This is a genomic window from Cedecea sp. NFIX57 (assembly GCF_900177785.1).
GTDB lineage: Bacteria > Pseudomonadota > Gammaproteobacteria > Enterobacterales > Enterobacteriaceae > Cedecea > Cedecea neteri_C.
On sequence record NZ_FXAS01000024.1, the window covers coordinates 32,505 to 55,323 of the forward strand.

Sequence of the window (22,819 nt, forward strand, 5' to 3'; positions counted from 1 at the left end):
CGGCAACAGGATTAATTTTGCTTTCAAAGTTCAGAGGTAGTCATGATCAAAAAAATTGGTGTGTTGACGAGTGGCGGTGATGCGCCGGGCATGAACGCGGCGATCCGCGGTGTGGTGCGTGCAGCGCTGTCAGAAGGTCTGGAAGTCATGGGTGTCTATGATGGCTACCTGGGTCTGTACGAAGATCGCATGGTGCAGCTGGACCGCTATAGCGTGTCCGACATGATCAACCGTGGTGGTACATTCCTCGGCTCCGCTCGCTTCCCTGAGTTCCGCGATGAAAACATTCGCGCCGTGGCTATCGAAAACCTGAAAAAACGCGGCATTGATGCGCTGGTGGTTATTGGCGGTGACGGTTCTTACATGGGGGCGATGCGTCTGACCGAAATGGGCTTCCCTTGTATCGGCCTGCCGGGCACCATCGATAACGATATCAAAGGCACCGACTACACGATCGGTTACTTCACTGCGCTGGAAACCGTGGTTGAAGCGATTGACCGCCTGCGTGATACCTCCTCTTCACACCAGCGTATTTCCATCGTTGAAGTGATGGGACGTTACTGCGGTGACCTGACCCTGGCTGCGGCTATTGCCGGCGGCTGTGAGTTTGTGGTTCTGCCGGAAGTTGAATTCAGCCGCGAAGATCTGGTGGCAGAAATTAAAGCCGGGATCGCCAAAGGTAAAAAACACGCCATTGTTGCCATTACCGAGCACATTTGCGATGTCGACGAACTGGCTAAATATATCGAAACCGAAACCAAGCGCGAAACCCGTGCTACCGTTCTGGGCCACATCCAGCGCGGCGGTTCTCCAGTAGCGTATGACCGTATTCTGGCGTCCCGCATGGGCTCCTACTCCATCGAACTGCTGCTGCAGGGCTTTGGTGGCCGCTGCGTCGGCATCCAGAACGAAAAACTGGTTCACCATGACATCATCGACGCGATTGAAAACATGAAGCGTCCGTTCAAAGGTGACTGGCTGGATTGCGCTAAAAAGCTGTACTAAGTAGAGCACTTGTTAGCGAAAACCGGGCATTGCCCGGTTTTTTTATTGCCTGTTATATCGCCAAAAGTTATAGCCAATCTTTTTTTATTCTTTAATCCTTGAAATAGTTTCTGGCAGGCTGGTCGCATCAAACTTCATAAAGAGAGCGGGCGATGAACAAGTGGGGCGTGGGTTTAACATTACTTTTGGCTTCTGGTGGCGTACTGGCGAAGGATATTCAGTTACTCAACGTGTCTTACGATCCGACTCGTGAACTGTATGAAGAATACAACAAAGCGTTCAGTGCTCACTGGAAGCAGCAAACTGGTGATACGGTCACCGTGCGCCAGTCACACGGCGGATCCGGGAAACAGGCAACGTCAGTCATCAATGGTATTGAAGCCGACGTCGTAACCCTGGCGCTGGCCTATGACGTGGATGCCATCGCTGAGCGCGGGCGCATTGATAAAAACTGGATCAAGCGCCTGCCGGACAATTCTGCGCCATATACCTCCACCATCGTATTCCTGGTGCGCAAAGGCAACCCTAAACAAATTCATGACTGGAACGACCTGATTAAACCGGGTGTTTCTGTCATCACGCCAAACCCGAAAAGCTCCGGCGGTGCGCGCTGGAACTATTTAGCTGCATGGGGTTATGCGCTGCACCACAACAATAACGATCAGGCGAAGGCGCAGGACTTCGTTAAAGCTTTATTCAAAAACGTAGAGGTGCTGGACTCCGGCGCTCGTGGTTCGACCAACACCTTTGTTGAGCGCGGCATTGGCGATGTGCTGATTGCGTGGGAAAACGAGGCGTTACTGGCTACCAATGAATTGGGCAAAGACAAATTTGAGATTGTGACCCCAAGCGAATCTATCCTTGCGGAACCGACAGTGTCCGTAGTGGACAAGGTTGTTGAGAAGAAAGGGACTCAGGCCGTGGCGGAAGCCTATCTGAAGTATCTTTACTCACCTGAAGGTCAGGAGATTGCGGCGAAGAATTACTACCGTCCGCGCGATCCTGAAGTCGCGAAGAAATACGAAAAAGAATTCCCGAAACTGAAGCTCTACACGATTGATGAAGAGTTTGGCGGCTGGGCGAAAGCGCAGAAGGACCACTTCTCCAACGGCGGCAGCTTCGACCAAATCAGCAAGCGTTAACGTTAAATGGCCCTACGGGGCCATTTTTGTTTCCACGGTCTGACATTTACTCGCAGAATATCTTCCCGTAGAGTGCTGAAAAACTCTACAGGAGACAGGTATGTCGCTCTGGTTGTCAGACCCTCTGATCCTGCCCGGCATTATTATCCTCATCACTATTGTCCTTTGGGCCACATCTGCGCTGCCTGAATACCTGACTGCACTGTTATTTTTCGCCGCGGCGATGGTGGCGAAGATAGCCCCGGCCGAAGTGATTTTTAGCGGTTTTGCCTCATCGGCTTTCTGGCTGGTATTCAGCGGTTTTGTGTTAGGCATAGCGATTCGCAAAACGGGTCTGGCCGATCGGGTTGCGCGGGGACTTTCCGCCCGGCTGACGGACTCCTGGCTCCATATGGTAGGCAGTGTCGTACTGTTAAGCTATGCGCTGGCATTTGTTATGCCTTCAAATATGGGACGTATTGCCCTGCTGATGCCGATTGTTGCCGCGATGGCGAAAAGAGCGTCCGTCGGCGAGGGTACTCGAGCCTGGTTCGGCCTGGCGCTGGCCGTGGGGTTTGGCACTTTCCAGCTCTCGGCGACGATTTTACCGGCGAACGTGCCGAATCTGGTGATGAGCGGGGCGGCGGAAGGGTCTTATGGCCTACATCTTAACTATCTGCCTTATTTGCTGCTACACACGCCGGTGCTCGGTATTCTTAAAGGCGTCGTGCTGATCGGCCTGATTGCCTGGTTATTTCCCGGCAAGCCGTTGCCACCAACGCAAATTGAGCACCCAGGGCCGATGAGTGGCGAAGAAAAGCGGCTGGCGTGGCTGCTGGCTGTGGTGCTCGGGTTATGGGTGACGGAAAGCTGGCACGGCATTGGTCCCGCATGGATAGGGCTGATGGCCGCGTGCGTGACGCTCTTGCCGCGTATTGGATTTATCAGCGGCGAGGAGTTTGCCAGCGGCGTGAATGTGCGCACCTGTTTTTATGTCGCGGGCATTCTGGCTCTGGCCACGACCGTGACGCATATCGGCCTTGGGGCGCTTGTGGGCGAAAAGCTAATGGCGATTATGCCGCTGGATACCAGCAGGCCGTTCACCAGCTTTGCCGCGCTCACCGGTATCACCAGCCTGCTCAACTTCATCGTGACTGCGAACGGCGTTCCAGCGCTCTATACCACGTTTGCCGAGAGTTTTTCGCAGGCGACCGACTTCCCACTTTTGACGGTGATTATGATTCAGGTGCTGGGCTACTCAACGCCGCTCCTGCCGTATATGGCGTCGCCGATTGTGGTGGCTATGGGGTTGGGAAAAGTGCCGGCAAGGGAAGGGATGAAGCTTTGCCTGGCGCTGGCCGTGGTGACGTTTTTGATTTTACTGCCGCTGGATTATGGCTGGTTCCAGTTGCTGCACAAACTGTAAAAAAAACGGCTCCGCAAGCGGAGCCGTTCATCAATACTGTTCGCGTAATTACGCTTTTTTCGCTTCAGCTGCTGCTTTAACGATAACCGCGAAAGCGTCCGCTTTCAGGGATGCTCCGCCAACCAGCGCGCCGTCGATGTCCGGCTGAGCAAACAGCTCTGCTGCGTTTTTATCGTTAACGGAACCGCCGTACTGGATGATCACTTGCTCTGCTACTTTCGCGTCTGCTTTAGCAATGTGGTCACGGATAAATTTGTGTACCGCCTGAGCCTGAGCTGGGGTTGCAGATTTACCGGTACCGATAGCCCAGATTGGTTCGTAAGCGATTACCGCGCCTTCGAATGCTGCTGCACCCTGAGTTTTCAGCACAGCGTCGATCTGGCGTGCACAAACTTCTTCGGTTTTGCCTGCTTCGTTTTCCGCTTCGCTTTCACCGATGCACAGAACTGGTACCAGGCCTGCTGCTTTCAGCACAGCGAATTTCTTAGCGATGAACTCGTCGGACTCTGCGTGATAGGTACGACGCTCAGAGTGGCCGATGATGATGTATTTAGCACCGATATCTTTCAGCATGTCTGCAGAAACTTCACCGGTAAACGCGCCGGACAGGTTAACGTCTACGTTCTGCGCGCCAAGAATGATGTGGCTACCGGAAGCAGCGTGTTTTGCCAGGTCCAGGTACATGGTTGGTGGGGCGATAGCCACGCCGCAGCCGTCCACGCCAGACAGCTCTTTACGCAGGTTAGCAATAAGCTCGTTAACCATGTGTTTGCTGCCGTTCAGTTTCCAGTTACCCATCACTAAAGGATGTCGCATTTTAATTCTCCACGCGGTAAGCAATAAAAAGAATCACTGCCCGTCGGGCAGCTTGGTCTGTGAAACAGTATAGAGAGTCGGCGGGCGAAAGGCTTTGCTTTTTGTCATTTATTCGCCGCTGTTTAGCGTCTCAGATAGCGTTAGCTTAATCGGTTCAACGGCGAAAGTTAGCCCTTTTTCGCCGTTATCTGCCACGACATAGCGAATGGCACCGTCGTTCTGCGCGAAATAGCGTTTATTTTTGCCGTCGCTGAGTAGTTTGGTCAGTTTCTGCTGGCTTTGTACTTTGGAAAGCGTTGGCGTGAAGCTGCGGATAATCGCGGCCATGTACTCCAGCGCCTTGCCACGGGTGGCTTTTTGCTCCGGCCCCTGAATGGGGAGCCAGGTTATCTGCATCGACTTAATTTTTAGGGTGCCGAGTTCCAGCGCTGCAGAAGCATAGAGGTTTTCGTTGATCTTGGTCGCGGCGCGGGTCAGGTTGGCTTTATCGCGGCTCTTCTCCACGGCGCGAAATTCGTTCAGCGGCAGCGAAGGATTATCGATATCAAATTTGCCGCGAAACTGGGTAATGGTCAGATCGAAAGTGGGCGCGCCTGGCAGCAGATAGGGCGCTGCCGGAAGCTGAGAAGCTGCGTCTGACGCAGGATCTGCCCGGCTCACCGCCAAAGGCAGCGCCAGCAGCACGAGGGCAGGCAGCAGGTATTTCATCGACACACTTCTCCTGATGGGTTCATCATCCCGATTAAATCGGCAATCCGTTGGCTTGTCAAAACGGGCGGTGACCAGGGTACACTACGCCGCGATAAAATAATAAGGACCTTACCCATGACCATACAGCAATGGTTGTTCTCTTTTAAAGGGCGTATTGGACGCCGCGATTTTTGGATTTGGATCGGCGCATGGATAGTCGGACTGATTATTCTGTTTACCCTGGCTGGAGCCGAAATCATGCCGTATTCCACGGCGGGCTTCTTCCTCACCGGCTCGCTGATTCCAACTGCGGCGGTGATTGTGAAGCGCCTGCACGACAGGGATAAAAAAGGCTGGTGGGCGCTGCTGTTTATTCCTGCCTGGCTGCTGGTGGCGGGAAACTGGGAAACCTTTGGCACTCTGTGGCAGTGGGGATTGGGGCGTTTTATCCCGACGCTTATTTTTGTCATGGTGCTGATGGACCTGGGCGCTTTTGTGGGCACCCAGGGCGAAAACCGTTTCGGAAAAGAGACCAGCGAAGTTAAATTCCGCTGATTTACCAGTAATGCTCGGCGGTCATATGGCCAGGCCTGCGGCGCAGGTGTTTGGCCATCTGCCGGGTATCTTTCAGAAGCTGTTGCGTGTCACGCACCATTTGCGGGTTACCGCATAGCATCACGTGGCTGGTTTCGATATCCATCGGTAAACCTACGGCCGCCTCAAGCTCACCGCTTTCAATCAGCGCCGGAACGCGCCCGGTAAGCGAACCTGCGACCGTTTCACGGCTGACCACGGTTTGAATACGCAGTTTCCCCTGATAGCGCTCTTGCAGCTCAAGCATGAGCGGGAGATAGCTTAAATCGCTGGCGTAGCGAACCGCATGGAGCAGCACGATATTCTCGAAGCGCTCAAGATCTTTGCCTTCCTGCAGAATAGAAAGATAAGGCCCTAGTGCGGTGCCGGTTGCCAGCATCCAGAGCGTTTTGCACTCAGGGATCTCTTCCAACACGAAGAACCCGGCGGCCTCGCTGACCAGCTGCACTTCATCGCCAGGCTGGAGCGCATGCAGACGAGGGCTGAGTTTGCCTTCCGGCACGGTGACCAGGTAGAACTCGAGATCGGGATTGCTTGGGGCGTTAACGTAGGAGTAAGCGCGCTGCACGCGTTCGCCGTCAATTTCCAGCCCAAGCTTGGTAAATTGCCCGGCGGTAAACGCATGCACCGGCGCATGAACCGTCAGGCTGAAGAGAGAATCCGTCCAGTTTTGAACTCTGGTAACTTTACCTGTAACCCACTCCGCCATGTTGTACTCCCGTCGTCGCTTTTTACCTATCTTCACCAGAATGTGGCAGCATTTCCAGCCCAAACGAGCCGGAAAGCTCGAACCAACAAACGAGAAACGTTACAGAATATGCTTCTGTACCTCGGTATCTTTACGATCGAGATAGTGAATAGACTGAATACGGCGAATCGTGCGGGATTTACCGCGAATCAGTAACGTCTCCGTGGTGGCCATATTGCCTTTACGGGTGATCCCTTCCAGCAGGTCGCCTTTAGTGATGCCGGTAGCAGAGAAAATAACGTTGTCGTTACGCGCCATTTCATCGAGCTTCAGCACGCGTTCAGCTTCGATGCCCATCGCTTTGCAGCGCGCCAGTTCCTGCTCGCCGATGCGGCGATTCTCTTCGCTGTCGCCTTTTACGTGGTGACGGGCCAGCAGACGGCCCTGCATGTCGCCGTCCAGCGCGCGGATCACTGCCGCTGAAACCACACCTTCCGGCGCACCGCCGATGCCGTAGAGGACATCAACTTCGCTGTCCGGCATGCAGGTCAGGATAGAAGCTGCCACGTCGCCATCGGGAATAGCAAACACGCGCACGCCAAGCTTCTGCATCTCTTTGATCGTGTCATCATGACGTGGTTTGGCAAGAATGGTCACGGTCAATTCGCTCAGCGGTTTTTCCAGCGCAGCGGCGATGCGGCGTAGGTTGTCCTCGAGGCTGAGATTAAGGTCGATGACGCCTTTGGCTCCCGGCCCCACAATCAGTTTTTCCATATACATATCGGGCGCATTGAGGAACGTGCCTTTGTCGCCCACGGCGAGCACTGCCAGAGCGTTGGCCTGGCCCATCGCAGTCATGCGCGTACCTTCGATGGGGTCAACGGCGATATCGACCGCGTCGCCTTTGCCGGTCCCGACTTTTTCGCCGATGTAGAGCATTGGCGCTTCATCGATTTCACCTTCGCCGATGACGATTTCGCCGTCAATATTGATTTGGTTAAGGACGATACGCATGGCGTTTACCGCTGCGCCGTCGGCGACATTTTTATCGCCACGGCCAAGCCATTTGTAGCCAGCAAGGGCGGCGGCTTCGGTCACGCGGGAAAATTCGATGGCAAGTTCACGTTTCATAGCTGACTCATTTAGCAAACAGAATTGCCGGGGAGTTTAGCACAGGCGAGGAAAGGGGCGGGAAAGACAGAGACTGAAAGGCCCCTATTCAGGGGCCTTGTAGGGATTACTTCTCTTCGTGATCTTCCCAGGCAAGGGCGCGTTTAACCGCCTTTTGCCAGCCGGCGTAGCGGTAATTACGCTCGGTGGTTTCGATACCAGGACGGAACTCTTTCTCGATGACGGATTTCTCCTGCAGTTCGTCGAGGTTCTGCCAGAAGCCCACGGCCAGACCGGCCAGGTAAGCCGCACCCAGCGCGGTGACTTCGCGAACTTCAGGACGCTCAACGCGGGTGCCCAGAATGTCGGACTGGAACTGCATCAGGAAGTTGTTGGCTACCGCCCCGCCGTCCACGCGCAGCGCATGCAGACGAATACCGGAGTCTGCCTGCATTGCTTCCAGCACGTCACGGGTCTGGTAGGCGATCGATTCCAGCGTGGCGCGAATGATGTGATTAGAGTTCACGCCACGGGTCAGACCGAAAATAGCCCCGCGTGCATACGGATCCCAGTAAGGTGCGCCGAGGCCGGTGAACGCAGGCACAACGTATACGCCGTTGGTATCCTTCACCTTGTTGGCGAAGTACTCAGAGTCGAACGCATCGCCAATCAGCTTCATTTCGTCACGCAGCCACTGAATGGACGCACCCGCCATGAACACCGCGCCTTCCAGTGCGTAGTTCACTTCACCTTTCGGGCCGCAGGCGATGGTTGTCAGCAGACCATTGGTGGAGGCTACGGCTTTCTCACCGGTGTTCATCAGCATAAAGCAGCCGGTCCCGTAGGTGTTCTTCGCCATCCCTTCTTTCACGCACAGCTGACCAAACAGCGCGGCCTGCTGGTCACCCGCGATCCCGGCAATAGGAATACGCGTGCCGCCCTTACCGCCGATGTTGGTCTGGCCATAGACTTCCGAAGACTTACGCACTTCTGGCAGCATCGCGCGAGGAATATCCAGCGCCTCCAGCATGCGGTCATCCCAGTCCAGCTCGTGAATGTTAAACAGCATGGTACGAGAGGCGTTGGTGTAGTCGGTGACGTGTACACGCCCCTGAGTCATCTTCCAGATGAGCCAGGTATCGACGGTACCGAACAGCAGTTCACCGCGGCGAGCACGCTCGCGGGAACCTTCGACGTGGTCGAGGATCCACTTCACCTTGGTGCCGGAGAAGTACGGGTCTACCACCAGGCCGGTGTTGTGACGGACGTATTCTTCCATGCCGTTGCGCTTCAATTCTTCACAGATATCAGCGGTACGGCGGCACTGCCAGACGATAGCGTTGTAAATTGGCTTGCCGGTTTCACGCTCCCATACCACCGTGGTTTCACGCTGGTTGGTGATACCGATGGCCGCGATTTCGTCGGAGTTGATGTCGGCTTTCGCCAGCACTTCTACCAGCGTGGAGCTTTGGGTGGCCCAAATTTCCATCGGGTCATGCTCTACCCAGCCTGGCTTAGGATAGATTTGCTCAAACTCACGCTGCGCAACGCTAATAATGTTGGCGTCATGATCCAGGACGACGGCACGCGAACTGGTTGTTCCCTGGTCGAGAGCGACGATGTACTTTTTTTCTGTAGTCATAATCAAGTCCTGAAGTCAGTATTACAGTGCTTTTTGCTGAGAGGTCACCTTGCTGTCTGGTTTGTCTTCTTCGACAACGCAGACGTCGCATGGCAGGTGGCGACCAATCAATTTACGGTAGCCGAATGCACCAAGGGAGGCGCCGAGAATAGGCGCAAACAGCGGCACCAGGAAGTAAGGGATATCTTTCCCACCGGTGAAGGCGACGTCGCCCCAGCCAGCCAGCCACGCGAAGGTCTTCGGCCCAAGGTCACGTGCTGGATTCATCGCAAACCCGGTCAGTGGCCCCATGGAAGCGCCGATCACCGCGATCAGCAGGCCAATCAGCAACGGAGCCAACGGACCACGCGGCACGCCGTTGCCATCGTCGGTCAGCGCCAGAATAACGCCCATCAGAATGGCAGTGATCACCATTTCTACGGCGAATGCCTGCACGAAGTTAATGTGTGGGTTCGGATAGGTGGAGAAGATGCCGGCCAAATCCAGACTTTCTACGCTGCCGCGCACCATATGGTGCGTTTGTTCGTAGTCGAGGAACAGATTGTAATATAAGCCATAAACCAACGCGGCGGCGCAGAATGCGCCAAGGAACTGTGAAATAATAAACGGCACGACTTTGCGTCCGTCAAAACAAGCGAACAGCCAGAGTGCGATCGTTACTGCCGGATTAAGATGTGCGCCGGAAACCCCTGCGGTCATATAGATGGCCATCGCCACCCCTAAGCCCCAGATGATGCTGATTTCCCACTGCCCGAAGGTGGCACCGGCCACTTTCAATGCAGCAACACATCCCACACCGAAGAAGATCAACAACGCGGTACCCATGAATTCGGCGATGCACTGGCCTTTTAAGGTTGTTGTAGCGGTCTGACTCATAGTGGGGTCCTGAAGGCAAATTGATGATTATTGTTGTCGAGCATCCTTGTCACCTTTATGCCATGTAGGCATGGTGTTAATTTATCGTTAACGAGCACAAACGAGAAATATCGAACTTAAAATGTGCGTGGTGCGTCAAGAAAATGAGCGTTTTCGCGCTAAAAAATGAGCGGTGCTTCATGTGAACGCAGGGGGAATTACGCGTTTTGTTAACGTGTTTTTTAACAATTCGAATCGACCGTGAACCCTGGCTTTCAGCATAGGCTGAAAAACGTCATGTTACGCAAAGAGCGCGGTAAGCCGCTGGACACGGGCATCCGGGCTACTTACAATCGAGTTACGCTACGTGTTGCGCATACGTTCATAAAGGCGTCGCCGAAGAATCGGGACGAGGATAGCCATCCATCAACGCCTTGCCATTCAGGAGAGTTCGAAATGTCATTTGAAGTGTTTGAGAAACTGGAAGCAAAAGTTCAGCAGGCGGTTGACACGATTACGTTGTTACAGATGGAAATCGAAGAGCTGAAAGAGAAAAATAACGGTCTGGCTCAGGAAGTCCAGCAGGCACAAAGCAACCATGAAGAGCTGGTGCGTGAAAACAGCAGCCTGAAAGAACAACAGCATGTCTGGCAGGAGCGTTTGCACGCGCTGCTGGGCAAAATGGAAGAAGTGTAATTCCGCTTCCGACAAAACAGAACGGGCGCCTCAGGCGCCCGTTTTACTATCTACCGGCTGGATTATTCAATATCCAGCGGGTCTTCGGAGAGAATGATGCCGGTGTTGTCGGCATACAGATGATCGCCGGAGAAGAAGGTCACGCCACCAAAATTGACGCGCACATCGCTTTCGCCAATGCCTTCTCCCGCGGAGCCAGCCGGGATGGCGGCAATCGCCTGGATGCCAATATCCAGCTCTTCCAGATCGTCCACCTGACGCACCGCGCCGTAAACCACAATGCCTTCCCACTCGTTTTGCAGCGCAAGACGAGCCAGTTCCGCATCAATCAGCGCGCGACGTACCGAACCACCGCCGTCTACCAGCAGGACTCGACCACGGCCATTCTCTTCGAGCAGATCGTACAGCAACCCGTTGTCCTCGAAACATTTCACCGTGATGATTTGCCCACCAAATGACGAGCGGCCACCAAAGTTAGAGAACAACGGCTCAACGACGTTGACCTCTTCCTGGTAGATGTCACAAAGCTCAGAAGTATCGTATTTCATAGGATTAAGGTTCATTTGCTGCAGGAGTTGTCAGTATATCGCGTTCTGTTAACTGTTGGCAAAATCATCAATTGTTAATTGATATTTGTCAGTCATCACGCGACGGTACTGAGGACGACGCCCAGAGCAAACAGCAAATTCGTCAGCAACGCGGCTTTGACGGTGCGTTCCAGCATCGGGCGCATCGCCACGGGATCTTGCTCCCGCAGGACATAGGCAGCCTGCTTGAGCAGAAGCGGCGCAGCCAGAACAAACAGCCATCCCCACAGGCTCTTGAGCCAGATAAGGTTAAACAGGGCGAGGCAGGCCAAAGAACCGATCAGCAGAGCAGCATGATAACGGCGTGCAACAGTGGGGCCCAGGCGCACGGCGAGCGTACTTTTACCGTTTTCACGGTCACTGTCGATATCACGTAGGTTATTGATATTCAGTACGGCCGTTGCGAGCAGACCGCAGGCGGTAGCGGGCAGAATAACCAGCGGTGCGAGTGAATGAGCCTGCAGGTACCAGGTCCCTGCGACGCTAATCCAACCGAAGAACACCAGCACAGAAATATCCCCCAGCCCCATATAACCGTAAGGGCGGGTGCCGACGGTGTAGGTAATGGCGGCGACGATAGACATTACGCCAAGCAGCAGGAAGCCCATGAAATCAGCAAAAGTGTGACAGGCGAGGGCGACCAGCGACAGTCCCGACAGACAAATGAGGATGACGGTGATGACCAGCGCACGTTTCATCTGAGCCTGAGTAATCATCCCTTTCTGCATCCCACGCAGCGGCCCAATGCGATCCTCTTTATCGCTGCCTTTAACCGCATCGCCGTAGTCATTGGCGAGATTAGACAGGATTTGCAAAAGGCCGGCGGTCAACAGCGCCAGCAGCGCCACGGCGGGGTCAAATACGCCTTGCCAGTAGGCCAGGGCTGAACCGCAGACGATTGAAGCAAACGCCAGAGGCAGCGTGCGTGGGCGAAGGCTTTCCAGCCAGGCCTGGGTGACACTTGTAGATTGCGAATCGCTCATTATTTGGTTGCCAGTTTAGATAAAAAAAATGGAGGGCATAAGCCCTCCATTTCAAATGAAGAAAATGCGTTAGCCGGATTATAGGATAAAACGGCTCAGGTCTTCATCTGCAACCAACTCATCCAAATGTTTGCCAACATATTCGGCATCGATCAGGATGGACTGGCCATCTAACTCGCTGGCGTCATAGGAGATATCTTCCATCAGACGTTCAAGGACGGTGTGAAGGCGACGAGCACCGATGTTTTCGGTTGATTCGTTCACCTGCCAGGCCGCCTGAGCAATACGACGGATACCGTCCTCGGTAAAGTCGATGTTCACGCCTTCGGTTGCCATCAGCGCTTTGTACTGTACGGTCACGGAAGCGTTAGGTTCGGTCAGGATGCGCTCGAAATCGTCCACGGTCAGCGCCTGCAGCTCAACGCGGATAGGCAAACGCCCCTGCAGCTCAGGAATCAGGTCTGACGGGCTGGCAACCTGGAATGCGCCGGAAGCGATGAACAGGATGTGGTCAGTTTTCACCATGCCGTGCTTGGTGGATACGGTGCAGCCTTCTACCAGCGGCAGCAGGTCACGCTGTACGCCTTCGCGGGATACATCCGGGCCGGAACTGTTGCCGCCGCGTTTACAAATTTTGTCGATTTCGTCGATAAACACGATCCCGTGCTGCTCAACCGCGTCGATGGCGTCCTGTTTCAGCTCTTCCGGGTTCACCAGCTTCGCCGCTTCTTCTTCCACCAGCAGCTTCATCGCATCTTTGATTTTCAGCTTACGTGGTTTCTGCTTTTGGCCGCCGAGGTTCTGGAACATGGACTGCAGCTGACTGGTCATCTCTTCCATGCCAGGAGGTGCCATGATTTCTACGCCCATCGGCGCAGCGGCGAGATCGATTTCGATCTCTTTATCATCCAGTTGCCCTTCGCGCAGTTTCTTGCGGAACGACTGGCGAGCTGCAGAAGGTTCCTGCTGGGCTTCCGCCTGGCCCCAGTTGTTCTTCGCCGGCGGGATCAGCACGTCGAGAATGCGCTCTTCGGCCATCTCTTCAGCGCGGTAGCGGTTCTTCTCGATAGACTGCATGCGTACCATTTTGACTGCGGCATCGGTCAGATCGCGGATAATAGAATCCACCTCTTTACCCACATAGCCGACTTCGGTGAATTTGGTCGCTTCAACTTTGATGAACGGCGCATTGGCCAGTTTTGCCAGGCGGCGGGCAATTTCGGTTTTACCCACGCCGGTCGGGCCGATCATCAGAATGTTTTTAGGGGTAACTTCATGGCGCAGCTCTTCATCAAGCTGCATACGGCGCCAGCGGTTACGTAAGGCGATAGCGACGGAGCGCTTAGCGTTGTCCTGGCCGATAATGTGTTTATTCAGCTCGCTAACAATTTCGCGTGGGGTCATTTCAGACATGGGAGATCCTTACGCTTTAGACGGTAATTCTTCGATGGTATGGAAGTGGTTGGTATAAACGCAGATATCACCTGCAATATCCAACGCTTTCACAGCGATATCGCGCGCGCCCATTTCGGTATTTTCCAGAAGGGCACGGGCTGCGGCCTGGGCGTACGGGCCGCCGGAGCCAATGGCAATCAGATCGTTTTCAGGCTGGATGACATCGCCGTTACCGGTGATGATCAGCGACGCGCTTTCGTCGGCCACGGCCAGCAGTGCTTCAAGCTTGCGCAGCATGCGGTCGGTACGCCAGTCCTTCGCCAGCTCAACAGCGGCTTTCACCAGGTGACCCTGATGCATTTCCAGCTTGCGCTCAAACAATTCGAACAGCGTGAAGGCATCCGCAGTGCCGCCGGCAAAGCCTGCGATCACTTTATCGTTGTACAGGCGACGTACTTTTTTGACGTTACCTTTCATGACGGTATTACCCAGCGTGGCCTGGCCATCGCCGGCAATAACCACATGGCCGTTACGACGTACACTTACTATTGTTGTCACGATCGGACCCCTTTTGCATCAGCTAAACAGGAGCCCTGCGCGGTGCGCAGGGCCTAATGCCATTATAAATGGGGGGCAATTTTGGGGTTTCAACCCCCGGCAGCAAGACGAATACAGCTGGTATGTCCAGCCATCTTCAGCCGATTGATGGTGCCATCGGCATTGTCTTTACCTTTGATTGGCCCAATGACGACGCGGTTCCAGCCGTTATTGGTGGTAATGCGGGAATCAAAGCCTTCAAACGCCAGCTGAGCACGAACGGTTTCCGCCTGCTCGCTGCCTTTAAACGAACCACACTGCACCATCCAGCGTTTTTCGTCTTTTTTCTCCTGAGCAGCAGGAGCCTGCTTAGCCACTTCTGGCTCACGCGTAATTGGCGCTGGCTGCACTTCACGCTGAACCGGTTTGGTTTGCTGTGGCGCTTTTTGCTGGCTGTGCGGTGGCGTTTGCAGCAGATCCTGATAAGGCTGCTGATTATTTGCCGTAGAGGTTTTCGGCTGTTGCTGCTGCACGGTTTTTGGCTGCTGATAAGGCTGCGTGGTTTGCTGCGTATTGCGCGGCTGCTGGTATGGCTGTTCCGCTACACGCTGCTGCACCCGTGGCTGCTGCGTTTGTGTATTCCACTGCTGCTGTTGTACAGGTTGAGTTTGCTGCACAATCTGTTTCTGGCGCTGCAGCGTTTGCTGGCGCTGGGCAGGGGTTTGCTCATTCCATGGGACTTCATTCAGCTGCGTAGGCTGCTGGCGCATATCCGCCTGCATTTGCTCCAGCAACTGACGCTGTTCGTTGGTCAGCTGGCTTTGGTTCATGACTTCGCCGCCGGCGGTAGGTTCGGTAGGCGCACGGACGCCGGGCTGGCGGTTTTCCAGCTCTTTAATATAACGCCAGCGCTCTTCCGGTTTTGGCGGCAAACCATTGCCGGTCACTTTGTGGCCAGGGAGCGCGTCAATCTCTTCTTTCTTATGGTGAGTAATAAAGTAAAGAGCACCGACAAAGGCCACCACGACTGCGGCCGCAATGGCAACCATCGTCGGAGAGACGGAGGGCAGACTACGTTGCTTTTTGCGGGGTGTACTTTTTTTGCGCCGCGTCCCTGCCGATTGCCCGCGGCTTACATAATCTCGTTGTGCCACTATCGTTTCGCTGTCTTTATTCGTTTATCAGTCCGCCATGTTACTTAAGGGGCGGGGCTTTGACCAGTTTATGCAGTCTTAAAAACGGCTCAATTTCTGCTGCCGGGCGCGGCGGTGCTGCCTCGCTCAATAAGATCGCAGTCCAGCAGGCGTGAACCGCTGTTAACGTTTTGGCCGTTCATGTTGTCCAGCAATAGCAGCATAGCTTCCTTACCAATATCGAAACGGGGTTGCGCGACGGTGGTGAGGGGCGGGTCACAGAACTGCGACAGGGCAATGTCGTCGAAGCCCATAATCGATAAATCTTCCGGCACTTTAAGCCCGCTGCGTTTCGCCTGAGAAAGCGCACCCAGCGCCATTACGTCACTATGGCAGAAAATAGCCGTTGGGGGTTCGGGCAGAGCAATAAGCTGTGCCAGTGCTGCGGCGCCTGCTTCATAGGTAAAATCGCCGCGCGCAATATAGTGAGGATCGACGACGATACCGTTGCGGCGAAGCGCCTGAACGTATCCCTGTAAGCGATAATGGCAAAGCGGCATTTCTTCAGGCCCGGCAATACAGGCGATGCGCTGATGCCCCAGCTCTTGCAGATAGTAAACGGCGTTAAAGGCGGCGGTCAGATTGTCGATATGCACCGTGGGCAGTTCCAGCTCAGGGGCAAACTCATTGGCCATGACCATCGGCGGCAGGTTGCGTTGCTCTTCTTTGCTGGCGTCAAACGGCAGGCGTGAGCCCAGCAGCAGCATGCCATCAATTTGTTTGGTGATGATCAGGTCGATGAAGGTTTTTTCCTGCTGATTTTGGTGGGCGCAATCGCCAATCAGCACGAGATAGCCGTGTGAAGCTGCGGTGACTTCAATCCCGCGAATGATTTCGCTGAAAAACGGATCGCAGATATCCGGCACGATGACCAGAATAGTGCGTGATTCGCTGCGCTTGATGTTACGCCCCAGAGAATGTGGCAAATACCCCACTTCAATCGCCGCCTGTTCCACGCGATTACGGGTGCTTTGTGAAACTTTGTCCGGGTTCATTAAGGCGCGGGATACCGTTGCAGTAGACACTTTTGCCTGCACGGCGACATCTTTCATGGTGGCATTCACCACCGGTTTCTTCGGCTTCACTTCTTCTCCTCACATGCACGCCGCTATCGTCAACACTCCTGTGTGTCTGACAGTCATCACATTCTTAGCAGAAGTTGGCTGTAAGCGGTTACAAATTTTTCATAAGAAATGTGATGAGTATTAGATTTTTCGATCGGCTTCGCATAACCAGCCCGATTGTGCTACCCGTCGATAGGGTCGACATCCAGCATCCACTTCACTTTCCGGGCTTCAGGCAGCGTGTTGACCAGCGTGAGCGAGTGGCTGACCAGCTTTTGCAGGCGCCCGCGCGATGGGTGCTGCAGCAAGATTTGCCAGCGAAAACGCCCGCCGCGTTTGGGCTGCAGCGAAGGGACTGGCCCCATGATCCAGAGCTGCTCATCGCGCAGCGGGCTGGCTTCCAGCAGATTACGTAACTGCTGCAAAAATAGCGGTGCCTGGTGGTTGTTCTGATCTTCGGCCCGGATCAACACATGGCTGGTATACGGCGGCAAAAATACCGTTTGGCGCTCGTTCAATGCCTGACTGGAAAACGCATCGTAGCCTTTGGTCAGCAGCGTTTGCAGCAAAGGGTGTTCAGGATGGTGCGTTTGCAGCAGGACTTCACCTTGCTTACCGGCTCGGCCCGCCCGGCCAGAAACCTGGACGTAGAGCTGGGCAAAGCGTTCGGCGGCACGGAAATCTGCTGAGAAAAGCGCGCCGTCTACATCAAGTAAGGCGACCAGCGTGACATCAGGGAAGTGGTGGCCTTTAGCCAGCATCTGGGTGCCGATAAGAATACGTGCGCCGCCCCGGTGCACTTCGGCCAACTGTTGTTCCAGCGCGCCTTTACGGCTGGTGGTATCGCGGTCGATACGAGAAATCGGTACGTTCGGGAACAGCGGCTCAAGGCTGTGTTCAAGCTGTTCAGTCCCCATTCCTACTGGAACCAGATGTGTGGAACCGCACTGTGGGCACTGCTGCGGGATCGCGCGCTGGCTGTCGCAATGGTGGCAGCGCAGGTGGCGCTGGCCCTGGTGCAGCGTGTAGTAATGATCGCACCTTGCGCATTCCGCAATCCAGCCGCATTCGTGGCAGAGCAGGGCAGGAGCGAAGCCGCGGCGGTTGAGGAAAAGGATCACCTGGTTATCTGCGGCAAGATGTTCGCCGATCTTTTTAATAAGTGCAGGGGCTAAACCTGCTTTGAGCTGCTGCCCTTTCAGATCGACAACCTGCTGATGAGCCGGGCGCGCGTTTCCGGCTCTTTTGGTCAGGCGTAACTGGCGATATTTTCCCACCTGAACATTGTGCAGGGTTTCTAATGCTGGCGTTGCCGAGCCGAGAATGATCGGAATGTTTTCAGCATGTGCCCGGTAAACAGCTAAATCGCGAGCGTGATAACGCCAGCCTTCTTGCTGTTTATAGGAACTGTCATGCTCCTCATCGATGACGATGACGCCGAGACGACAGAACGGCGTGAACAGAGAGGAGCGGGTACCAATGACGATGGCTGCCTCACCGCTGCGTGCTTTTAGCCACACGCTGAGCCTTTCGCTGTCATTCAGCCCGGAGTGCAGGACTTCAACCGGCGCGTTAAAGCGCTCCCGGAAGCGGGCGATAGTTTGCGGAGTCAGGCCAATTTCCGGCACCAGCACTAAAGCCTGCTTGCCCTGCGCCAGCACATTTTCAAGCACGCTGAGGTAAACCTCAGTTTTGCCGGAACCCGTGATGCCGGCGAGCAGCCAGGCGGAGAAATGGTCTGATTCACTGTGGATAGCCCCTACGGCGGTAGCCTGTTCCGTATTCAGCCGCAACCGTTCACCGGCCACGGCATAGTTTACCCGCCAGTCTTCTTCCGCAGGCGCCGCGCTTTTTAAATCACACAGGCCTTTTGTTCTCAGCGCCTGTAACCCAGGCTCACTGATTTCCAGCTCGCCAATTTGATGCCGCCAGACAATATTGTGCCGCAATGCCGCCAGCGCCTGCTGCTGCTTAGGCGCGCGTTTGAGGCTGTTCAGGTCAACGGCTTTGCCTTCTTCCGTAGCAAACCAGTACCAGAGCGGAGCATGGTGCGCAGGTTTTCCCTGGCGCAGAAGGATTGGCAGAGCGTGAAAGAGCACTTCGCCAATTGGGTGGTGATAATATTCCGCTGCCCACAGCAGTACGCGCCAGAGTGACGGCGTGAACAGCGAACTGCCATCGAGAACTTCGCCAACGGGTTTGAGTTTTTCCAGCGGCAAATCGCTCGACTGGCTGACCGACATGACGATACCGACAGCTTCGCGTTGCTTGCCAAACGGCACCTGCACGCGGCAGCCCGCGCTAACCTGCACGCCTTCTGGCAGCAGATAGTCGAAGGTACGGGCCAGCGGAACCGGCAGTGCAACGTGGGCTACGGGCATGAAAGCATCCAGGCTGAAAAAAATGACGTATTAGTGTACACTGTGCGCTTGCAAAATTGCGGATCAGTTTGCACCGGGTGAGCAATTTCTGTATGATTCGCCGCCTTTGATGCGCAGTTTTGGTATCAAAAAACCTAATTTATTAACATCGCGTGGTGTCTGGCGTTAGGGCTGGAAGAGCGACGCGGCCTTTACCGAGGTTTACCATGAAAAAAGATATCCATCCTAAATACGAAGAAATTACTGCAAACTGCTCTTGCGGTAATGTTATCAAGATCCGCTCCACCGTAGGTCACGATCTGAACCTGGACGTATGTGGTCAGTGCCACCCGTTCTACACTGGTAAACAGCGTGATGTTGCTACCGGCGGCCGTGTTGATCGCTTCAACAAGCGCTTCAGCGTACCAGGCGCGAAAAAATAAGTTTCGCACTCTGGAAAGAGAAAGGCGCCTGAAGGCGCCTTTTTTGTGTTTGTTGATTGGCCCTTTACCGACTACGAGCCTGCTTTTGTGTGTAAAGCTGCTTGTCTGCGCGATGAATTGCATCGTTGATGTCTTCGCTGGCCTGAGAAAGAGTGACGCCATAGCTCACGGATAAAATAAAGTCCTCAGAGAAAGTGGCCAGCGTACGGTTTATCCGTTGCATTATTTTCTCTGCTATCGGCAATGCCAACTTGTTGAAAATAATGCAAAATTCATCACCGCCCAGGCGAATAATGTAATCGCTGTTTTTACGCGTATTCTTTTTGAGTGTTTCACTTATAAAAATAAGCGCCTTATCCCCCATATCATGTCCATAGGTATCATTGATTTTTTTAAATTTGTTGCAATCGAAGACGGCAATGGTTTTTTCATGATCTTTATTCAGCTTGATATGTCTTAACAGTTTTCTGTTGTACACGGAAGTTAAGCTGTCGCACATATTCTCGTTGGTGTTGTTATTCATGAATATGTAGGTGATTATGCCAATAAGTATGGATGACAAGGCATTAATTAAAATATATTGTTTTGTTTTTTCTAATATAAAATGACGCAGGCTTATAGAAGCATGAACAGTATATTTTTTGGATAGTGGGAATGATCCTATTTTGAATGAATAGTCTTGATTGCCAACAAAGAAAACACTTCTTTTTGTATCGCTAGATGTGAGTTTAGCTGAAATATACTTGCTTTTATTATCTTTTAGGGTTCGCGTTAAAATTGCCCTAAGATCGTCAATATTATAATCATAGGTTAAGGCACCAACCACCTTAGCCGAATTGGGTTTGCTGAGATCGTAAACATAGCTAATCACGCTATAGGTGCACTTTTTAGTAACGGCATCTTTATAAAATTCAGTGCTGGTGGTGCCTTTTTTAGTGGTGTCACTGATAAATTTTCTATCAATATAGTCGGGCATTTCACCAAAAAAAACATTGGCGTGAAAAACATCTGGGTTATATTTGTACTGATTGAGCGGAAGCTTTTCTTTGCTATAGAAAAAATCATCATTAATAGAGTAAAAGTAATGACGTCTTTGGCTATAGGGATCGTCAAATTTATAGCGTTCAAAAATATAATCAATGCTTGTGGCTAGTTTTACCTGTTGCTCATTTGGTGGGGATATTGATTCAAACGTCCCTAATATAGATGAGTTACAAGTGTTATGGTCAGTGTTTACGCCATATAAATGATAGTGACTATCATAATGACTTGAGGGGAGAGGGATGTGCTGATTTTTCATCCTTAGGTAGCGAATGGAAACTGAATCAGCAATTTTTTCGTTAATATTAAAGTTATCAATTAAAACGGTGGTAAAATTATTAAAGCTTTTGTGCAGCGAAAGCCTCTCTTGCTGAAATAGATAGGCGGTAATAAGAGATGATGAAAGGAGAAACAATATCACGGACAAAGAAGTGCCAATAATAATATTTTTTCTTTTCATAAATATCCCTCTTTTTTAGTTTCATTAATGATACTAACTGTGGCGCAAGAGGTGATGATCATTTGTAAGTTATAGAAGTGTGTAAAAAATGCAGTATGATAAAAAACTATCGTAAATGTTGATTTTTTTGTTTTGTTTTTTGTGACGGAGCTATATCAACAATAAACGAGAGTGTCAGGTTAACAATAATGCATGCCCATAAGGGAGTAGAGTTAGCTAAAATAGGCTGATGTATTCAGTTACAAATTATTATCAGGCAAAGAAAATAACAGGATTATTAACAATTGAATGACTCACTGATAACCAGTGCAGGGGCTATCAGTTTTAAGGCGCCCTGAGGCGCCTTAATGTCTGACTTAATATTCCCACGTATCCGGATCGATCCCCAGTTCACGCATGATGACCTTAGCATCTTCCGGGATTTCATCGCTGCGCTCTTTACGCAGGTCAGCATCGTTCGGCAGCGGCTGGCCGGTGAAGGCGTGCAGAAAAGCCTCGCACAGCAGTTCACTGTTGGTCGCATGACGCAGGTTATTCACCTGGCGACGCGTGCGCTCGTCGGTGAGGATCTTCAACACTTTCAGAGGAATGGAAACCGTAATTTTCTTTACTTGTTCACTCTTCTTACCGTGCTCAGCGTAGGGGCTGATATATTCGCCGCTCCATTCAGCCATGAGATACCTTAATCCTCTTAATCTATGAAAACGTGCCAAAGCCGGGTAAATCCGCGGCGTTGACGATTATCTCTTGTAGTGTACAGCACAGGATAACCCTTTCCTGAGCGCGAAACTCAGACATATACACTCTAAAACGCATAATTTTAACGGCTATTTGCCTTTTGCTCAATCTATACGCAAAGAGGTTTAGATGTCCAGATGTATTGACGTCTATACTGCGGTTGTTTACTCTGAGGCCTGACTTTTATTCGACCAGCAAGGATCGGACATACAATGACGCGTAAACAGGCAACCATCGCAGTTCGTAGCGGTTTGAATGATGACGAGCAATACGGCTGCGTCGTTCCACCTATCCACCTCTCCAGCACCTATAACTTTACCGGCTTTAATGAACCGCGTGCCCATGACTATTCACGCCGGGGTAACCCAACGCGCGACGTAGTACAACGGGCGTTAGCGGAACTGGAAGGCGGTGCTGGGGCAGTCATGACCAATACCGGCATGTCGGCCATTCACCTGGTCACCACCGTATTCCTGAAACCTGGCGATCTGCTGGTGGCGCCTCACGACTGTTATGGGGGCAGCTACCGCCTGTTCGATAGTCTGGCAAAACGTGGGGCTTATCGCGTTTTATTCGTCGATCAGAACGATGAAGAAGCTTTAAACTCTGCGCTGGCTGAAAAACCAAAGCTGGTTCTGGTAGAAAGTCCAAGTAATCCATTGTTGCGCGTCGTGGATATTGCGAAAATCTGTGCCGCAGCGCGTGAAGCGGGTGCGATCAGCGTGGTGGACAATACCTTCCTGAGCCCGGCACTGCAAAACCCGCTGGCGCTGGGAGCCGATCTGGTTCTGCACTCGTGCACCAAGTATCTCAACGGCCATTCGGACGTGGTTGCTGGCGTGGTGATTGCAAAAGATCCGGCCACGGTCACCGAACTGGCATGGTGGGCGAATAACATTGGCGTCACCGGTAGCGCATTTGACAGCTACCTGCTGTTGCGTGGCCTGCGCACTCTGTCGCCGCGTATGGAAGTGGCTCAGCGTAATGCTCAGGCCATTGTTGAGTTTCTCAAGCAGCAACCGTTGGTGAAAAAGCTGTATCATCCTTCACTGCCGGAAAACCAGGGCCACGAGATTGCCGCCCGCCAGCAAAAAGGGTTTGGCGCGATGCTAAGCTTTGAGCTGGACGGTGACGAGCAAACGCTGCGCCGTTTCCTGGGGGCGCTGTCGCTGTTTACCCTGGCGGAATCGCTGGGGGGCGTGGAAAGCTTGATTTCTCACGCCGCAACCATGACCCATGCGGGCATGGCGCCGGAGGCGCGGGCCGCCGCCGGAATTTCTGAGACGCTGCTACGCGTTTCAACAGGTATAGAAGATAGTGAAGATTTAATTGCCGATCTGGAAAATGCCTTCCGGGTCGCTGCCGAGGGGTAAGC

General features: G+C 53.1%; 22 protein-coding genes. 7 read left to right on the forward strand and 15 right to left on the reverse strand.

Annotated elements, in window-relative coordinates; all coding sequences use genetic code 11:
* Positions 1-42 precede the first annotated feature (42 nt).
* The 3 genes from pfkA (at position 43) to B9Y90_RS18760 (ending at position 3,552) form a co-directional block, all read left to right on the forward strand.
* Positions 43-1,005 (forward strand): 6-phosphofructokinase, encoded by a 963-nt coding sequence (gene pfkA / locus B9Y90_RS18750; RefSeq protein WP_085542166.1) that lies wholly within the window; start codon positions 43-45, stop codon positions 1,003-1,005.
* 152 nt (positions 1,006-1,157) lie between these two features.
* Positions 1,158-2,147 carry a sulfate ABC transporter substrate-binding protein gene (locus B9Y90_RS18755; RefSeq protein WP_039289172.1) on the forward strand — a complete coding sequence of 330 codons (990 nt, stop codon included), beginning with the start codon at positions 1,158-1,160 and terminating at the stop codon, positions 2,145-2,147.
* 100 nt (positions 2,148-2,247) lie between these two features.
* Positions 2,248-3,552, forward strand: a complete 1,305-nt coding sequence (locus tag B9Y90_RS18760; RefSeq protein ID WP_085542167.1) for an SLC13 family permease — start codon at positions 2,248-2,250, stop codon at positions 3,550-3,552.
* Positions 3,553-3,600: 48 nt separating this feature from the next.
* Here the strand turns inward: B9Y90_RS18760 and tpiA are convergent, their stop codons facing one another.
* Both tpiA and B9Y90_RS18770 read right to left on the reverse strand, forming a co-directional pair.
* The gene (gene tpiA / locus B9Y90_RS18765) at positions 3,601-4,368 is read right to left on the reverse strand and encodes a triose-phosphate isomerase (protein WP_038477074.1); all 768 of its coding nucleotides are present in this window, start codon (positions 4,366-4,368) and stop codon (positions 3,601-3,603) included.
* Between the two features lie 108 nt (positions 4,369-4,476).
* On the reverse strand, positions 4,477-5,076 hold the full coding sequence (locus B9Y90_RS18770) for a DUF1454 family protein (protein WP_085542168.1): 600 nt from the start codon (positions 5,074-5,076) through the stop codon (positions 4,477-4,479).
* Positions 5,077-5,193: 117 nt separating this feature from the next.
* Here B9Y90_RS18770 and B9Y90_RS18775 point away from each other — a divergent pair, with 117 nt between their 5' ends.
* Positions 5,194-5,613 carry a DUF805 domain-containing protein gene (locus tag B9Y90_RS18775; protein WP_008457512.1) on the forward strand — a complete coding sequence of 140 codons (420 nt, stop codon included), beginning with the start codon at positions 5,194-5,196 and terminating at the stop codon, positions 5,611-5,613.
* A 1-nt stretch (position 5,614) separates the two neighbouring features.
* On the opposite strand, the gene fpr is transcribed toward B9Y90_RS18775, so the two are convergent.
* The 4 genes from fpr to B9Y90_RS18795 all read right to left on the reverse strand — a co-directional run bounded on the left by fpr (position 5,615) and on the right by B9Y90_RS18795 (position 9,968).
* On the reverse strand, positions 5,615-6,361 hold the full coding sequence (fpr, locus tag B9Y90_RS18780) for a ferredoxin--NADP(+) reductase (protein WP_085542169.1): 747 nt from the start codon (positions 6,359-6,361) through the stop codon (positions 5,615-5,617).
* Between the two features lie 99 nt (positions 6,362-6,460).
* Complete coding sequence (gene glpX, locus B9Y90_RS18785) at positions 6,461-7,471, reverse strand: class II fructose-bisphosphatase (RefSeq protein ID WP_085542170.1); 1,011 nt, start codon at positions 7,469-7,471, stop codon at positions 6,461-6,463.
* A 106-nt stretch (positions 7,472-7,577) separates the two neighbouring features.
* Positions 7,578-9,092, reverse strand: a complete 1,515-nt coding sequence (gene glpK, locus B9Y90_RS18790) for a glycerol kinase GlpK (RefSeq protein WP_008457520.1) — start codon at positions 9,090-9,092, stop codon at positions 7,578-7,580.
* 21 nt (positions 9,093-9,113) lie between these two features.
* Positions 9,114-9,968: an MIP/aquaporin family protein gene (locus B9Y90_RS18795; RefSeq protein ID WP_008457530.1), complete on the reverse strand. Its 855-nt coding sequence runs from the start codon at positions 9,966-9,968 to the stop codon at positions 9,114-9,116.
* Positions 9,969-10,403: 435 nt separating this feature from the next.
* Here B9Y90_RS18795 and zapB point away from each other — a divergent pair, with 435 nt between their 5' ends.
* Positions 10,404-10,643, forward strand: a complete 240-nt coding sequence (zapB, locus tag B9Y90_RS18800; RefSeq protein ID WP_008457532.1) for a septal ring assembly protein ZapB — start codon at positions 10,404-10,406, stop codon at positions 10,641-10,643.
* 62 nt (positions 10,644-10,705) lie between these two features.
* On the opposite strand, the gene rraA is transcribed toward zapB, so the two are convergent.
* From rraA to priA, 7 genes are all read right to left on the reverse strand, one after another.
* The gene (gene rraA / locus B9Y90_RS18805) at positions 10,706-11,191 is read right to left on the reverse strand and encodes a ribonuclease E activity regulator RraA (protein WP_008457535.1); all 486 of its coding nucleotides are present in this window, start codon (positions 11,189-11,191) and stop codon (positions 10,706-10,708) included.
* Positions 11,192-11,286: 95 nt separating this feature from the next.
* Entirely contained in the window at positions 11,287-12,213 is a 927-nt protein-coding gene (gene menA / locus B9Y90_RS18810; protein WP_085542171.1) for a 1,4-dihydroxy-2-naphthoate polyprenyltransferase, read from the reverse strand.
* Between the two features lie 78 nt (positions 12,214-12,291).
* Positions 12,292-13,626 carry an HslU--HslV peptidase ATPase subunit gene (hslU, locus tag B9Y90_RS18815; RefSeq protein WP_008457542.1) on the reverse strand — a complete coding sequence of 445 codons (1,335 nt, stop codon included), beginning with the start codon at positions 13,624-13,626 and terminating at the stop codon, positions 12,292-12,294.
* Between the two features lie 9 nt (positions 13,627-13,635).
* The gene (hslV, locus tag B9Y90_RS18820) at positions 13,636-14,166 is read right to left on the reverse strand and encodes an ATP-dependent protease subunit HslV (RefSeq protein WP_008457544.1); all 531 of its coding nucleotides are present in this window, start codon (positions 14,164-14,166) and stop codon (positions 13,636-13,638) included.
* A gap of 89 nt (positions 14,167-14,255) precedes the next feature.
* Positions 14,256-15,299: a cell division protein FtsN gene (gene ftsN / locus B9Y90_RS18825; RefSeq protein ID WP_085542172.1), complete on the reverse strand. Its 1,044-nt coding sequence runs from the start codon at positions 15,297-15,299 to the stop codon at positions 14,256-14,258.
* Positions 15,300-15,388: 89 nt separating this feature from the next.
* Positions 15,389-16,423: a DNA-binding transcriptional regulator CytR gene (gene cytR, locus B9Y90_RS18830; RefSeq protein WP_008457548.1), complete on the reverse strand. Its 1,035-nt coding sequence runs from the start codon at positions 16,421-16,423 to the stop codon at positions 15,389-15,391.
* Positions 16,424-16,584: 161 nt separating this feature from the next.
* The gene (priA, locus tag B9Y90_RS18835) at positions 16,585-18,783 is read right to left on the reverse strand and encodes a primosomal protein N' (protein ID WP_085542173.1); all 2,199 of its coding nucleotides are present in this window, start codon (positions 18,781-18,783) and stop codon (positions 16,585-16,587) included.
* 206 nt (positions 18,784-18,989) lie between these two features.
* Between priA and rpmE the strand changes: the two genes are divergently transcribed.
* Positions 18,990-19,205 (forward strand): 50S ribosomal protein L31, encoded by a 216-nt coding sequence (gene rpmE / locus B9Y90_RS18840; RefSeq protein ID WP_008457552.1) that lies wholly within the window; start codon positions 18,990-18,992, stop codon positions 19,203-19,205.
* A 64-nt stretch (positions 19,206-19,269) separates the two neighbouring features.
* Here the strand turns inward: rpmE and B9Y90_RS18845 are convergent, their stop codons facing one another.
* Positions 19,270-20,706 carry a diguanylate cyclase domain-containing protein gene (locus B9Y90_RS18845; RefSeq protein WP_085542174.1) on the reverse strand — a complete coding sequence of 479 codons (1,437 nt, stop codon included), beginning with the start codon at positions 20,704-20,706 and terminating at the stop codon, positions 19,270-19,272.
* 356 nt (positions 20,707-21,062) lie between these two features.
* Positions 21,063-21,380, reverse strand: coding sequence for a met regulon transcriptional regulator MetJ (gene metJ / locus B9Y90_RS18850; protein ID WP_008457553.1), 318 nt, complete (start codon positions 21,378-21,380; stop codon positions 21,063-21,065).
* Between the two features lie 276 nt (positions 21,381-21,656).
* On the opposite strand from metJ, the gene metB reads away from it, so the two are divergent.
* Positions 21,657-22,817, forward strand: coding sequence for a cystathionine gamma-synthase (gene metB / locus B9Y90_RS18855; protein ID WP_039289182.1), 1,161 nt, complete (start codon positions 21,657-21,659; stop codon positions 22,815-22,817).
* The last annotated feature ends 2 nt before the right edge of the window (positions 22,818-22,819 follow it).

What these genes read in the sequence shown, in the direction of transcription:
- B9Y90_RS18795 (WP_008457530.1), bottom strand. Translation starts at nt 9,968, where the DNA reads ATGAGTCAGACCGCTACAACAACCTTAAAAGGCCAGTGCATCGCCGAA.
- B9Y90_RS18775 (WP_008457512.1), top strand. Translation starts at nt 5,194, where the DNA reads ATGACCATACAGCAATGGTTGTTCTCTTTTAAAGGGCGTATTGGACGC.
- glpK (WP_008457520.1), bottom strand. Translation starts at nt 9,092, where the DNA reads ATGACTACAGAAAAAAAGTACATCGTCGCTCTCGACCAGGGAACAACC.
- zapB (WP_008457532.1), top strand. Translation starts at nt 10,404, where the DNA reads ATGTCATTTGAAGTGTTTGAGAAACTGGAAGCAAAAGTTCAGCAGGCG.
- metB (WP_039289182.1), top strand. Translation starts at nt 21,657, where the DNA reads ATGACGCGTAAACAGGCAACCATCGCAGTTCGTAGCGGTTTGAATGAT.
- rraA (WP_008457535.1), bottom strand. Translation starts at nt 11,191, where the DNA reads ATGAAATACGATACTTCTGAGCTTTGTGACATCTACCAGGAAGAGGTC.
- fpr (WP_085542169.1), bottom strand. Translation starts at nt 6,361, where the DNA reads ATGGCGGAGTGGGTTACAGGTAAAGTTACCAGAGTTCAAAACTGGACG.
- B9Y90_RS18755 (WP_039289172.1), top strand. Translation starts at nt 1,158, where the DNA reads ATGAACAAGTGGGGCGTGGGTTTAACATTACTTTTGGCTTCTGGTGGC.
- B9Y90_RS18770 (WP_085542168.1), bottom strand. Translation starts at nt 5,076, where the DNA reads ATGAAATACCTGCTGCCTGCCCTCGTGCTGCTGGCGCTGCCTTTGGCG.
- tpiA (WP_038477074.1), bottom strand. Translation starts at nt 4,368, where the DNA reads ATGCGACATCCTTTAGTGATGGGTAACTGGAAACTGAACGGCAGCAAA.
- glpX (WP_085542170.1), bottom strand. Translation starts at nt 7,471, where the DNA reads ATGAAACGTGAACTTGCCATCGAATTTTCCCGCGTGACCGAAGCCGCC.
- rpmE (WP_008457552.1), top strand. Translation starts at nt 18,990, where the DNA reads ATGAAAAAAGATATCCATCCTAAATACGAAGAAATTACTGCAAACTGC.
- hslU (WP_008457542.1), bottom strand. Translation starts at nt 13,626, where the DNA reads ATGTCTGAAATGACCCCACGCGAAATTGTTAGCGAGCTGAATAAACAC.
- priA (WP_085542173.1), bottom strand. Translation starts at nt 18,783, where the DNA reads ATGCCCGTAGCCCACGTTGCACTGCCGGTTCCGCTGGCCCGTACCTTC.
- B9Y90_RS18760 (WP_085542167.1), top strand. Translation starts at nt 2,248, where the DNA reads ATGTCGCTCTGGTTGTCAGACCCTCTGATCCTGCCCGGCATTATTATC.
- B9Y90_RS18845 (WP_085542174.1), bottom strand. Translation starts at nt 20,706, where the DNA reads ATGAAAAGAAAAAATATTATTATTGGCACTTCTTTGTCCGTGATATTG.
- metJ (WP_008457553.1), bottom strand. Translation starts at nt 21,380, where the DNA reads ATGGCTGAATGGAGCGGCGAATATATCAGCCCCTACGCTGAGCACGGT.
- pfkA (WP_085542166.1), top strand. Translation starts at nt 43, where the DNA reads ATGATCAAAAAAATTGGTGTGTTGACGAGTGGCGGTGATGCGCCGGGC.
- menA (WP_085542171.1), bottom strand. Translation starts at nt 12,213, where the DNA reads ATGAGCGATTCGCAATCTACAAGTGTCACCCAGGCCTGGCTGGAAAGC.